General features: G+C 46.3%; 11 protein-coding genes. 4 read left to right on the plus strand and 7 right to left on the minus strand.

Annotated elements, in window-relative coordinates; translation table 11 throughout:
* Nucleotides 1–287: 287 nt before the first annotated feature.
* Nucleotides 288–1100: a pyruvate, water dikinase regulatory protein gene (locus FJ444_RS04875; RefSeq protein WP_140956799.1), complete on the minus strand. Its 813-nt coding sequence runs from the start codon at nt 1098–1100 to the stop codon at nt 288–290.
* Between the two features lie 191 nt (nt 1101–1291).
* Here FJ444_RS04875 and ppsA point away from each other — a divergent pair, with 191 nt between their 5' ends.
* Both ppsA and FJ444_RS04885 read left to right on the plus strand, forming a co-directional pair.
* Nucleotides 1292–3673: a phosphoenolpyruvate synthase gene (ppsA, locus tag FJ444_RS04880; RefSeq protein WP_140956800.1), complete on the plus strand. Its 2382-nt coding sequence runs from the start codon at nt 1292–1294 to the stop codon at nt 3671–3673.
* 199 nt (nt 3674–3872) lie between these two features.
* Nucleotides 3873–4847: a GGDEF domain-containing protein gene (locus FJ444_RS04885; RefSeq protein WP_140956801.1), complete on the plus strand. Its 975-nt coding sequence runs from the start codon at nt 3873–3875 to the stop codon at nt 4845–4847.
* A gap of 32 nt (nt 4848–4879) precedes the next feature.
* Here FJ444_RS04885 and FJ444_RS21715 read toward each other — a convergent pair whose 3' ends face one another.
* The 4 genes from FJ444_RS21715 to FJ444_RS04905 form a co-directional block, all read right to left on the minus strand.
* Entirely contained in the window at nt 4880–5383 is a 504-nt protein-coding gene (locus FJ444_RS21715; protein ID WP_140956802.1) for a prepilin-type N-terminal cleavage/methylation domain-containing protein, read from the minus strand.
* A 194-nt stretch (nt 5384–5577) separates the two neighbouring features.
* Nucleotides 5578–5811: a PGPGW domain-containing protein gene (locus FJ444_RS04895; protein WP_140956803.1), complete on the minus strand. Its 234-nt coding sequence runs from the start codon at nt 5809–5811 to the stop codon at nt 5578–5580.
* A gap of 92 nt (nt 5812–5903) precedes the next feature.
* Complete coding sequence (locus FJ444_RS04900; RefSeq protein ID WP_140956804.1) at nt 5904–7844, minus strand: bifunctional diguanylate cyclase/phosphodiesterase; 1941 nt, start codon at nt 7842–7844, stop codon at nt 5904–5906.
* Between the two features lie 19 nt (nt 7845–7863).
* A complete protein-coding gene (locus tag FJ444_RS04905; protein WP_140956805.1) occupies nt 7864–8079 on the minus strand; it encodes a DUF2892 domain-containing protein in 216 nt (71 codons plus the stop codon).
* Between the two features lie 213 nt (nt 8080–8292).
* Between FJ444_RS04905 and FJ444_RS04910 the strand changes: the two genes are divergently transcribed.
* Both FJ444_RS04910 and FJ444_RS04915 read left to right on the plus strand, forming a co-directional pair.
* The gene (locus FJ444_RS04910) at nt 8293–11388 is read left to right on the plus strand and encodes an FAD-binding and (Fe-S)-binding domain-containing protein (RefSeq protein WP_255439010.1); all 3096 of its coding nucleotides are present in this window, start codon (nt 8293–8295) and stop codon (nt 11386–11388) included.
* Nucleotides 11389–11393: 5 nt separating this feature from the next.
* On the plus strand, nt 11394–11798 hold the full coding sequence (locus tag FJ444_RS04915; RefSeq protein WP_140956806.1) for a DUF4826 family protein: 405 nt from the start codon (nt 11394–11396) through the stop codon (nt 11796–11798).
* Nucleotides 11799–11804: 6 nt separating this feature from the next.
* On the opposite strand, the gene FJ444_RS04920 is transcribed toward FJ444_RS04915, so the two are convergent.
* On the minus strand, nt 11805–12263 hold the full coding sequence (locus tag FJ444_RS04920; RefSeq protein ID WP_140956807.1) for a GNAT family N-acetyltransferase: 459 nt from the start codon (nt 12261–12263) through the stop codon (nt 11805–11807).
* Between the two features lie 10 nt (nt 12264–12273).
* Nucleotides 12274–13392: a cupin domain-containing protein gene (locus FJ444_RS04925; protein WP_255439012.1), complete on the minus strand. Its 1119-nt coding sequence runs from the start codon at nt 13390–13392 to the stop codon at nt 12274–12276.
* Nucleotides 13393–13426 lie beyond the last annotated feature (34 nt).

A 13426-nucleotide genomic window follows, 5' to 3' on the forward strand; every position in this document is an offset into this window, starting at 1 on the left:
GAATTGTTTGTATTGTAACGACTACTAAGTATATCAAACCTTTTATAATTCTATAATTCTGCAACCAATACTTTATGTGTGACGGTGTAAAAAATACTGATAAATCGTGTTTTTTCACTAAGGCAGTTGTCTTTTTAGCTGACTTTGAACGAGATATACGGGAATTTATGACAAACCAAATTACGGGGGAACGGCTAAAAAAAGCAATAATTCAACATATTCGACTGTTGGCAGGAGCGAATATGCTGAATCCGTTAATACCAAACTACAGAAGTGTTTCTCCCCGCTTAATACTTACGGCGCTGCAAGCCTGTTTCGGCCAGGATCTTGGCGGAAATCTCTTCTATTGAGTACTTTGTGCTGTTAAGAAACGGGATTTTTTCTTTGCGATAGAGATTTTCTACCTCACGGAGCTCCATCCTGCATTGCTGCAACGATGCATAACGGCTGTTGGCGCGGCGCTCAGAGCGAATTTGATGCAGGCGTTCCGCTTCTATGGTGAGGCCAAACAGCTTGTGCTTAAAGCGCTTTAATACATTGGGTAGTTTTAGCATGTCGCCCATATCGTCTTCGGTGAATGGGTAGTTGGCAGCCTTAATACCATACTGAAGTGCTAAATACAGGCTGGTAGGGGTTTTACCTGAACGCGATACGCCCACTAAAATGATGTCTGCCTCGTGATAGTCCTTTAGGTTGGAGCCATCGTCATTCGCAAGTGCGTAGTTCACTGCTTCTATACGTATATCGTAGGTTTTTTCGTGGATACTGTGGGTGCGATGTTTCTCTGGTTTTGATGGCACACCAATCACTTTTTCCAATGGCGCAACGAATTGGTCCAGAAAATTGTAGTTAATCCCGACGGATCGGGAGATTATGCGGCGAATATCTGTGTTTACTACTGTGTAAAAAACGAGCGGCCGTACACCGCTATCTTGAAAACTTTCAGATATTTTTTCGATTACGCCATAAGCTTGTTCTTCAGTTTCAACAAATGGAATTGTTTTATGATTGAATTCTGTCGGGAAAAGTGACAGTAAAGCGTGGCCAAACACCTCTGCCGTGATGGCAGTGCCATCTGAAATATAAAATGCGGTGCGCACAACAACTCCTTAACTTTGTCGTAAATTTATTACGAAATGAAATAAAATTTTACTTTCTTATAATCGGCATTTTAGAATTTCCGTATGGAAAATCTAGTCTGCACACCACATCAGGCCTGATTTCCTCTTACCCTACAAGCGCATTTTAAAACCGCGCGTACAGAAATAGTTACAAGCTGGAGGCTGTAAAAGTGCAAGAATACGTACTTTGGTATCAAGAGTTGGGCATGCACGATGTAAATCGTGTTGGCGGTAAAAATGCTTCGCTCGGTGAGATGATTTCAAACCTTGCCAACGCGGGTGTACAAGTGCCAGGTGGCTTTGCAACAACAGCCTATGCATTTAATGAATTTCTAGAGCAAAGTGGTCTGGAAGCGAAAATTCATGAAGTACTCGATGCACTGGATGTCGATGACGTATCAGCGTTAGCTGAAGCGGGCAAAAACATCCGTCAGTGGATCATCGATACGCCGTTCCAGCCTAAGCTGGAAGAGGAAATAAAGTCTGCGTTCTCGGCATTACAGGGTAATGCAGGTAACGAGGCCTCTTTTGCAGTGCGTTCATCTGCTACCGCAGAAGATATGCCAGATGCCTCGTTTGCAGGTCAGCAGGAAACCTTCCTGAACGTAAAAGGTTACGACGCCGTCATTGTTGCCGTTAAACACGTGTTTGCTTCGCTGTTTAACGATCGCGCTATTTCCTACCGTGTTCACCAGGGTTACGACCATAAAGGGGTTGCTTTGTCAGCCGGTGTTCAACGCATGGTGCGCAGTGACATTGCTTCATCGGGCGTTATGTTTACTATCGACACAGAATCAGGCTTTGAAGATGTGGTGTTTATTACCAGTTCGTACGGCCTCGGCGAAATGGTTGTGCAGGGGGCGGTTAACCCTGACGAATTCTATGTGCACAAACCTACCCTTAATAACGGTAAACCGGCCATTGTTCGCCGTAACCTGGGTAGCAAATTAACCAAAATGATTTACTCTGCCGATCAAAGTCATGGCAAGCAGGTAACCATTGTTGATATTGAGCCTGCCCAAAGCAAAACCTTCTCGTTAAACGATGACGAAGTAATGGCGTTGGCAAAACAGGCACAAATTATTGAGCAGCACTACAAACGTCCTATGGACATTGAGTGGGCTAAAGATGGTACAGATGGCCAGTTATACATTGTTCAGGCTCGACCTGAAACCGTTCGCAGCCGTGAAGATGCACAAACTATTGAGCGTTTCCACCTGAAAGGCAGCGCAGGTATCGTGTGTGAAGGACGTGCGATTGGCCACAAAATTGGTGCAGGCGAAGCCAAAGTACTGGCATCTATTGAAGAAATGGACAAAATCCAGCCCGGCGATGTGCTGGTTACCGACATGACCGACCCGGACTGGGAACCGATCATGAAGAAAGCGTCTGCCATTGTAACTAACCGTGGTGGCCGTACCTGTCACGCGGCTATTATCGCTCGCGAACTGGGTATTCCTGCGGTAGTAGGCTGCGGCAACGCGACTGACTCTATCGAAACAGGCGACAAGATCACCGTATCCTGTGCAGAAGGTGATACCGGTTATATCTATAACCAGCAGCTTGAGTTTGATGTCACTACGTCACGGATTGACTCGATGCCAGATTTGCCACTTAAAGTAATGATGAACGTAGGTAACCCGGATCGCGCATTTGATTTTGCCCGTCTGCCGCACAAAGGGGTGGGGCTGGCACGTCTGGAGTTTATTATTAACCGCATGATTGGTGTGCACCCCAAAGCATTGTTGAACTTTGATGCACAGCCAGACGATCTGAAAGCCGAAATCCGCGACATGATTGCGGGATATGAATCGCCAAGAGAGTACTACATAACTAAACTGGTAGAAGGTATTTCAACGATTGGTGCGGCTTTCTCCCCAGAGAAAGTCATTGTTCGTATGTCAGACTTTAAGTCGAACGAGTACTTCAATCTGGTGGGTGGTTACCAGTATGAACCGGATGAAGAAAACCCAATGCTGGGTTTCCGTGGCGCAAGCCGCTATATCTCTGAGGATTTCCGCGAGTGTTTCGCTCTTGAATGTGAAGCCATAAAACGCGTTCGTAACCAAATGGGTCTCACTAATGTTGAGATTATGATCCCATTTGTTCGCACACTGGAAGAAGGTCAGAAGGTAATCGAATTACTGGCTGAACAGGGATTAGTTAAAGGTGAAAATGGTTTACGCGTTATCATGATGTGTGAATTACCCTCTAATGCACTACTGGCCGATAAGTTCCTGGATATCTTCGATGGTTTCTCCATTGGCTCAAACGACCTGACTCAGTTAACTCTGGGTCTGGATCGCGATTCCGGGTTGATTGCGCACTTGTTTGACGAGCGCAACGAAGCCGTGAAAGCCTTGTTGTCTATGGCTATCCGGGCTGCTAAAAAACGTGGTAAATACGTTGGGATCTGCGGTCAGGGACCCTCTGATCACGAAGATTTTGCAGCCTGGTTGGTAGATGAGGGCATCGACTCTGTATCGCTTAACCCCGACACTGTGGTTGAAACCTGGTTATATCTGGCCAAACAGCACGGCAATAAAGCCTGATTTAAATCTGACGTTTTTTGCCAATAAGCATTGGCAGATAAATTGTAAAAGCCTACTCTGATAGAGTGGGCTTTTTTGTTTCTGGTGGCAGAGAAACTGTTTTCTGGCCGAATTGCAGGAGTAAGAGTACGCTTAAATCTGTTAATCGTACTTTTTTGTTCAAATACCAATATCAGTAATCGAATGTATGGAGACCAGGATGTTTGATAGGCTCTTTGATGGAAGTCTGATGCCACATGGGCATTGTTTGCTGTGGCGATGGGATTTGTTATTTTTGCACCTGGGCGGCGATCTGATGACCGTGGTGGCATATTCGCTTATCCCGTTTGGTATTGTGTATTTCCTACGCAAGCGCAAGGATCTTAAATTCGATGGATTAGCTGCTTTATTTGCGGGTTTTATTGCGTTTTGCGGCGCCTCTCATCTGGCGGGTGTGATAAATATTTGGCATGGATATTATTTTGTTGAGGGCATGATTAAATTTGCCACCGGGCTGGTATCAATAGTTACCGCATTTTTCCTGTGGAAGCTCATGCCTACTTTTATCAGTATTCCGAGTCTTGGCATGCTGAAGCAGCGCAATGAAGAGTTAGAGCGTCTCAGAGCACAACTGGAAGAAACTAACCGGTCATTGGAAGAGAAAGTAAAAGAACGTACTGCGATGCTGGAAAAACAGGCAAATACGGATGCCGTAACGGGGGTAGCAAGCCGGTTTGCTATCATGAATACACTCAGCCGCAGCTACATTACCTATCAACGGTACTATCGCCCGTTTTCTATATTAATGGTGGATGTTGATCATTTTAAACATGTAAACGACAACCACGGCCATCAGGCCGGTGATGAAGTGCTGGCCGCGCTGGCGCATTGTATCTCAGAAACTATTCGCGCTACTGATAAAGTAGGTCGATATGGTGGTGAAGAATTCCTGGTAGTACTGCCAGAAACCCCCCAAGGGGCGGCAGTTGAACTGGCAGAACGTGTTCGAAAGAATATCGAACAGCTCGCGCTTCCGCAGCATATTAGCATTACATGCAGTATTGGGGTTGCAACGATTACCAAAGACACCACTGACGATGGACTGATTACGCAGGCAGATAAAGCCTTGTATAGTGCAAAACACGCAGGGCGCAATCAGGTTGTGGTGTTTGATAAAAACCAATTTACATCTTGATGAGAAACCCCGGTCCAGCAATACCGATTAGTTTAGCAATCGCTATCAAGCACAGAAATCGTTGGACTACTCCCGGCTGACTGTGCCTGAGTATAGATTACCTTGCAGTTAACCGTTGAGCCAACGCCGCTGGGTAAAATAGCAAACTGGTCTGTTTGGGTCACTGCTTGTGGTGCTGAATCGGTAGAGACTGCGATGCGAAAATCTGTGCCATTTCCACTACCACTGCCATCAATATCTGCCCAGGCGCGCAAATTAGTCACGACATCGCGTATCGCAGGATAACCGTACACAGTGTAAACAGTGCTGCCGTTTAACATCAGGTTTTCATTGGCAGAACGATGTTCACCTGCAACGGCTGACTTTGCAAACACCAGGCGAGAACCGCCTTCTAAGGCTGCTTTTACGCCTTGTAATGTCGCTTTGCGAGCATCGCCCTGAAAATCAATAAAACGCGGTGCTGCGGTAACCGACAAAATGCCGATGATCACAATGACTATAATGAGTTCGATTAATGTAAAACCGTGTTGTTTCATGCCTGATCTCTACTACGTAACCTGCATTTGAATAAGGCGGTATTTAAACTCAACACGTAAATTTAATCCAGTTGCAGGACATTATGCTTTAGTAGGGTAGTCACCGCAGTTGATTTCAACTACCCACAAGGGTATACGGGCACAAACACGTTAAGATCATACTTAAAGCAAAAGGTAACGAGGATAAACTATAGCTATCGTGAACAGCGGGATTTTCGCAACTTGCGGTCCAACAGGTAACGATCGAGGCGTCTTGCTCCTTTACTCATTTGATTTTGGAAATATCGCAAAACATGTCTGGCACGCGGCCAGTCGTAACTCAACAAAACCAGTCCAGCAAGCACGAATAAAATTGAACCCGGTAACAGGGTAAGTACAATGCCGCCAATAAATAACACTGCTCCTAAGCCAATTCTAACAATTTTCATTATGGATGATTCCTTTGTATTGAACGTTGAGTTTACCGTAATAGAATCAAATTCCCATTGTATAAATGTAAAAAAATGTGATGGATTAGGCCTTAAGCGGGTGAGGATTCGAGCCCCTGAGCATGCGGGTACAGGTTTTTACCTGATAAAATTTGTTGTTTTACTTTCGCTTCTGGCATTGGCTTGGAAAATAAATATCCTTGTGCAATCCGGCAGCCCATATCGTGCAACAGGGTAGCCTGTGATAAGGTTTCCACACCTTCTGCAACCATGCTACAGCCAAACGACTGAGCTAAGGTTATGGCAGAGGCCACAATTGCCTTGTGGCCTGTATTCACTTCAATATCGGTAACAAAGGCCCTGTCGATTTTCAGTACGTTAACATTCAAATGGGCAAGATACGCCAACGAACTCATGCCGGTACCAAAATCGTCAATTGCCAGAGATATACCGAGCTCCCGAATATTGTCCAGGGCAGCCTTGATATATTTAATATTCAAACTTGTTTCGTTTTCGGTTAGCTCAATTTCGATTAACTCAGGCGCTACCTTATGCATCGTTAACTGCTGTTGAATAAAACTTACCAAGCCTGGGTCTAATAAATTATACGGCGATAAATTTACCGCAATAGGTATAGTAATGCCCTGTTGTTGCCAAAGCGCGGCTTGCTCAATCACTTTTGCAATGACGTAGCGACCAAATTCTTGTACTTTTCCGCTGTCTTCAATTAAGTCGATAAAATGCCCCGGCATTAGCAAACCCAGCCGCGGATGCTCCCATCGGCATAGCCCCTCAACGCCCACAATACAGCCTGAGCCCAGATCGACTTTGGGTTGGTAATGCAAAATAAACTGCTGTTGCAATATTGCATCATGCAATTCTGCCCGCAGTTGTAAATTGTGTTTATAGTCTGCAATTTTATTGTCGTCGTACACCTGCCATCCATTGCGTTGCTCTTTGGCTTTGTACATCGCCGTATCGGCACACACAATGAGGGCTTCGGGTTCGTTTGCGTGTGTAGGGTAGTGCGATATGCCTATGCTCGCACCTGTATTTACGGCAAGTCCGTTTATCATGATGGGGGTATCGCAGGCACCAACCAGTTCAATGGCCAGTGCTTCAGCTTGTTCTATACTCAAGCCCGGTGCCCATATAATGAATTCATCGCCGCCAATCCGAATTAACTGAGCAGGTGGCAACACAATTTCTAATAAGCGTGCCGCGACTTCTTTAAGCAGGGTGTCGCCTGCAGAGTGTCCAAAGGAATCATTCACTTCTTTAAATTTATCTAAATCGATAACAAATACACTGGCTTCCGAAACTGCGTTTGAAGCATGGGGTTTTAACAATGCCGTTGTTAATTTATCCATTAAATACAAACGGTTTGGCAGACCGGTTAATGCATCATGAGTAGCAATAGTAGCAAGGGTTTCATTAATTTCTTCGGCGCGTTTTGCAATTAACGATGACAGGGTAAGTGCCAGCCAAACTGCAATCCAAAACACCAGCACAGAGGTGATCAACAGGCGTTTTGCCACAAACGACAGCGTGGTATCCATTGCCGTGGTTTGTTGAATGTAAGTAACCGTATTGCTTTCACCTTCAAAGCGTTGCCATAAAAAGCTGCGCTCGCTTTCTTCAATCAGATGTGTTTTGTTTTGATCCCGGGAGACTAATTTTAATAAGTTGGCCTGCTCGGATTTTGATAACCGATGCCCTCTTTGCCAGCTCTCCTTTGCCCCCTGAATGTGAAATAAGCGCGGTGTGTCGTCGTTAGGGTCCGACAATATATTAATCAACGGATCGGCCTGTTCCGCAAGACTATTCTCGCGGAGTGTAAGTTCGCTGCTTAACACGCGCGCCAGCTTTTCCATGGCATGTAATTCAGTTTGTAAACTCACATCGGCAGTTAAACGATAAGAAACCGTAACATAAATCGCCGACACCAATACCGACACAACCAAACAGGCAACGATGAGACGCGGTCTGACGGAGGTATCTCGATTGATTAGGGTGATAGGTTGGACTGGCAAAATGATGGATGGCCCACAGTTATGGTTTGCGCGTGCTTATTCCTGCCAGGTGGTAAACCGGGCACCATCCTGATGCCAGGGAGATTAAGTTAAGCACACCAAAAATGCCTAGCAGAACTTCAATAAACACATCGTCAATAATATCGCCATTTAAAAGTGCAAAGGCGGTGACGCCTATACCTATAATCCCTCTCAACGAACGATCTATCGTGCTCAGATTAGACGTAATTGCCATAAGTTATCTCACTATCGTTATTATTATTACCATTTGAAAATAGCGCTGATCACACTAATTTGCAAGTTGTATAGAAATTGTTACTTCGGTTAGTTGTTATAAATCAATAAATTATAGTTATTTATGATGCGTAATTGACGGAGTATTCATTTTTTGGAAGAACAAAGGAAGCCCGACCCCTTATGTTGAAAAAACCTGCGGTAACGGTGGAGCATGGCGATGTGGCTAGGTATACTTAGCGGCCAAACTAATGACGAGAGCGTTGCCTTGAATTTACCTGTAGTACCCATCGAGTCCTCCATTTCCGAAGTATATCGGCGTTATCTTCTGAGTCTGGAAAAATCCGCGTTTGCTGGCGATATTGAATACAGTTATGGCAGTCGTTTGTCGGTAGCAACTGATAACTCTGTGTACCAAAAGCTACCACAAGCAGTGGTGTTACCCAAAGGGATAAACGATTTACAGATTATTGGCGAACTGGCAAATCAGCATCCTGACGTGAAGTTCAGTGCGCGTGGAGGCGGTACGGGGACAAATGGTCAGAGTCTGACCGACGGTATTGTGGTGGATATGTCACGCCACATGAACAAAATCCTCGAAATCAACCCTCAGGAAGGGTGGGTACGAGTGCAATCCGGTGTGGTAAAAGACGCGCTTAATGATGCTCTGCGACCCTACGGCTATTTTTTCTCGCCTGATTTGTCTACCAGTAATCGCGCAACTATGGGCGGTATGGTCAGCACCGATGCGTCCGGGCAGGGCTCTCTGGTTTACGGGAAAACCAGTGATCACGTGTTGGGATTAACCTGCGTACTGGCTAATGGCGAAATATTGCAAACGTCGCCACTTAGCGTGGAAGAAGCCGAAGAACTGGCTACCCGGAGCGACACCTACGGTCGCATTTTACGTCAGGTTCTTAGCACCTGTCGCGGTAAGCGCAGTGAAATTCTTGAGAAATTCCCGCGCATGAACCGTTTTTTAACTGGCTACGATCTTGAACATGCATACGACGAGGTTAATCAGCGTATTGATGTGAGTCGTTTGATTACCGGTTCGGAAGGGTCACTGGTTTTCGTGGCTGAAGCTAAGCTGTCGTTAACCGCTATTCCAAGGCAAACTGCGTTAGTTAACATTAAGTACGACAGTTTCGAATCGGCATTGCGCCATGCTCCCAGAATGATCGCGGCTCAGGCAACATCGGTAGAGACGGTAGACAGTAAGGTGCTGAATCTGGCCCGCACCGATATTATCTGGCACTCCCTTGCAGATCTGATTAAAGATGTACCTGGCAAGGATATGCAGGGCCTGAACATGGTGGAGTACAACAGCAATGATTTAGACCAGATCAAAGCCCGCATTGCCCGCCTGGAAGAAGAATTAACCGCCGCCGCAGCCAGCGGCGAGTATGGTGTAATAGGCTACCAGCTCACTTTTGACCGTGCGGATATCGACAAGATATATGCCATGCGTAAGAAATCCGTAGGTTTACTTGGCAATGCGAAGGGTAGTCAGAAACCTATCCCTTTTGCGGAAGACACTGGCGTACCACCTGAGAACCTTGCCGACTTTATTATGGAGTTCCGCGCGTTACTTGATAGCCATGGTTTGCAATATGGCATGTTTGGTCACGTTGATGCAGGCGTACTGCATGTGAGACCGGCTTTGGATTTATGTGATCCTGAGCAGGAAAAACTCATGCACCAGATTTCAGACGAAGTGGTTGCACTCGTTGCTAAGCACGGTGGTTTGATGTGGGGCGAGCACGGCAAAGGCTTCCGCAGCGAATACGGGCCCGCGTTTTTTGGTGAATCGCTGTTCAACGAGTTGCGCCGCATCAAAACGGCATTTGATCCTGCAAACAAAATGAACCCCGGTAAAATCTGCACGCCATTAGACAGCACGGATGAATTAGTGCGGGTGAGTGATGTAAAACGTGCCACCTTTGATCGCACGATTCCCGTTGCGTTCAAGGAAGCTTTTAAGCCTGCCATGGATTGTAACGGCAATGGCCTGTGCTTTAACTATGACACAACGTCTCCGATGTGTCCGTCCAGCAAGATCACCAAAGACCGCCGCCACAGTCCTAAAGGACGTGCTGGACTCATACGAGAGTGGGTCAGACTGTTATCATTACAAGGTGTAGATACCACTAAGTTGTCAGCCAGTCAGTTCAAAACAAGCTGGTGGACGCGATACAAAAACACCCGGGCTAAACAAGATGACTTTTCCCATGAGGTGTTTGAAGCAATGAGTGGCTGCTTGTCCTGTAAGTCATGCACCAGTCAGTGCCCGATCAAAGTGGACGTACCTACTTTCCGCGCGACATTTTTGTCGATTTACTATCAGCGTTACTTGCGTCCTATAAAAGATCATTTGGTGGCAAATGTAGAGAAAATGACACCTTTGATGGCGAAATTCCCACGGGTAGTTAATGCCTTTTTAGGGGCGTCCTGGCTGCAGGGAATAATTGAAAAGCGTGTCGGGTACGTAGACGCACCGTTATTATCTTATCCAACCCTCGAACAGCAGCAGTCCGCAATATTTAATACCTTTGATCTGGCTGTGTTATCGGCGGTACCAGAGTCAGAGCGCGAGCGCTACGTGCTTATTGTACAGGACCCGTTCACCAGTTATTACGACGCACAAGTGGTTCTCGACTTTGGCCGTCTGATTCGGGAATTGGGCAAAACGCCTGTGTTATTGCCGTTTAAACCTAATGGCAAACCTCAGCATGTCGCAGGGTTTCTGGAAGAGTTTGCTGTAACCGCTTCAGATACAGCAGCGTTTTTAAATACTGTTGCCGCGTTGAACATGCCCATGGTGGGGGTCGATACACCGCTGGTACTGTGTTACCGGGATGAATACAAGCATATTCTGGGCAGTAAACGCGGTGATTTTGCGGTACACACTGTGCATGAATGGTTACAAACCTTGCCCGCTGAAACCTGGGCAGACCGCGCTATTTCGAAGCCGTCACACGCCCTGGCGTTGTTCGCTCACTGTACGGAAAAGACAGCTTTACCTAAGTCTGAGCAAGCCTGGCAGTCTATTTTTGCGGCAGTTGACCAGCCGGTAGATATTGTGAAAGTTGGCTGTTGTGGCATGGCGGGAAATTACGGTCATGAAGCACAAAATAAAGCCAATTCACTGGGGATTTATGCGTTGAGCTGGGAGCAGGCGATTTCCCGCTATAAGCCAGAGCAAGTAATGGCGTCTGGTTATTCGTGCAGAAGCCAGGTTAACCGTATTGACAGTTTTAAGCCCAAACACCCGCTGCAACATTTACTGCAGTGCATAACCAGAAAATAAATATCATGACAGAAGCAATAAACGAGCAACAAATGACAGCCTGGGTACAGGCGCAGTTTCAAAAAGCCAATCAATACCTGGCGCAGGAAGGGATATTATTTGACAGCGTGATCACCGATCAGAGCCGCTATCTTGCTCCCTTTCTGGCTGTTTGGAAAATTAAAGCCATGGATCAGAAAGTGTACTGGGTAATTTCCGGCGATTTACCCACCGACCTGACTTTGGTTGATAATGCTACTTCAGCACGTGAAGCGTTGCGCTTTTTTTCTATGCGCTGGCAGTTAAAGGCAGAAAACCTGGAAGCAAGTAATACAAAACAGGATGCTGGCCAGGCCGAATTTGTAGGCATTCTACGTAATCGTGCAGACAGTTTGTACGAACTATTCAACAATGACAAACTTTGGGCATAACCCGAATTAGTGAATATGTTCGACGTCCGGAAGGTCGAAGTGGGAGAGCTGGCAAACCATTTTTTGCATGGGTAAGCCAGCTTCCATAAATACCGGTCCTTCTGGATGAAATCCCCGCTCGCGGTGATAGTCGACACGTTCCAGCGCAGATTGCACTTTTACCTGCTGGATATTGTTAACACTGGCCAGTTTCAGCAATGCTGAAAACAGAGTTTTGTAAACAGTTATGTTGCGATAGCCTGGTAACACTGCAATGCGACCAAGCTCGCCGAATTGGGTGAGTCTGCCGGTCGCAATGGGCTTGTTGTGTTCATCCAGAACCAGAACATGAAAAGCGGTGAGGTCGAGTTCGTCAAATTCAGCACTTTCCGGTAAGCGCCATTCAAGTACAAACACCGCCCGTCGAAGCGCTTCGAGATGATGTCTCGCAGAATCCCATCTGACGGCTTCGATATTGTAAATCATACAATCCCCATTACTCACATATAAACTGGTAATAACCCATATTAGTCAGTGTAGTAAACGCTGAAATTATGTCCAGTTTACCTGGATGACTGTTAAAGTCTGCAAGACCGATAACATTTTTCGCTAATAATTGTGCCAAAAATGCATTATCTGAACAGCTGTGCGGGACTTTTTCACCATTTACAAATAGCCAGTCTGCGGCTTCAGGATGCATGATGGGGCGCAGGCCGGTTAGCCGGGAAAGCATTAGTCCCTGTTCAAAATCACTCAGGGTTTGTGAATCCGTAACCGTCGCTTCTGGCGACTCTGGCTCCAACGATTGTTCACTAAGCAAAGTAAGCAGTGATAATAGGAAGTCCTGGGTTTCTGTAGCCTGAATAATGAGTTGTTTCAGGTTGTGTGAGTCTTCTGAGGTTACCCATACCGGTGTGTTACCGTTCTTCCGCTTAGGGTCTGAAAATCGCAGCGGCACGCTGGCTTGGTCGGCGAAATGTTCTGCCAGAAATCCGGTAAGCTGCGCTTGTTCTGGGGCGCGAAAGCCAACTGAGTAGGTTAAACTTGGCTCTATTGCTTTACCATCATGCGGCCAGCCAGGCGGTATATATAACACATCACCGGGTAACAGCTCACAGTCAATAATGGGGGTAAAGTCATCAACCTGGCGAAGACCTGGGGCGGTGATATGTTCTGTAGTACAGTCCGGGGGGCCAACCCGCCAGCGTCTGCGGCCTTTGCCCTGTACTAAGAACACATCATACTGGTCAACATGCGGCCCAACGCCTGCACCGGGTATCGCAAAGCTGATCATTAAATCATCCATTCGCCAATAGGGAACGAAGTTAAAATGTTCCATCATTTCTGCCGCGTCCGGAACAACTCTGTCAACGCCCTGAATTAACAGGCTCCATAGTCCTTTGCATTGGTCAAAATCGTCAAAAGGTCCTTGAATAACTTGCCACGATTGTTTGTGAAAGCGAACTATCCGGCTGTCGAGTTCAGCCTCCATGGCCAGGCCAGCCAGTTCATGCTCGTCAATGAAATCTTCAAATTGCGGGAAAAACTGCCTTAATACACAGGGTTTTTGTTGCCAGTAGTTCCCTAAAAATTCATTGCTGTCGAAATGTGTCACTGTTATTCCAGTTAGAGGTGAATTGAACAACATG

Source organism: Aestuariibacter sp. GS-14 (genome assembly GCF_006494365.1).
GTDB classification, from domain to species: Bacteria; Pseudomonadota; Gammaproteobacteria; order Enterobacterales; family Alteromonadaceae; genus Alteromonas; species Alteromonas mangrovi.

What these genes read in the sequence shown, in the direction of transcription:
- FJ444_RS04910 (WP_255439010.1), top strand. Translation starts at nt 8,293, where the DNA reads ATGGCGATGTGGCTAGGTATACTTAGCGGCCAAACTAATGACGAGAGC.
- FJ444_RS04895 (WP_140956803.1), bottom strand. Translation starts at nt 5,811, where the DNA reads ATGAAAATTGTTAGAATTGGCTTAGGAGCAGTGTTATTTATTGGCGGC.
- FJ444_RS04905 (WP_140956805.1), bottom strand. Translation starts at nt 8,079, where the DNA reads ATGGCAATTACGTCTAATCTGAGCACGATAGATCGTTCGTTGAGAGGG.
- FJ444_RS04920 (WP_140956807.1), bottom strand. Translation starts at nt 12,263, where the DNA reads ATGATTTACAATATCGAAGCCGTCAGATGGGATTCTGCGAGACATCAT.
- FJ444_RS21715 (WP_140956802.1), bottom strand. Translation starts at nt 5,383, where the DNA reads ATGAAACAACACGGTTTTACATTAATCGAACTCATTATAGTCATTGTG.
- FJ444_RS04915 (WP_140956806.1), top strand. Translation starts at nt 11,394, where the DNA reads ATGACAGAAGCAATAAACGAGCAACAAATGACAGCCTGGGTACAGGCG.
- FJ444_RS04885 (WP_140956801.1), top strand. Translation starts at nt 3,873, where the DNA reads ATGTTTGATAGGCTCTTTGATGGAAGTCTGATGCCACATGGGCATTGT.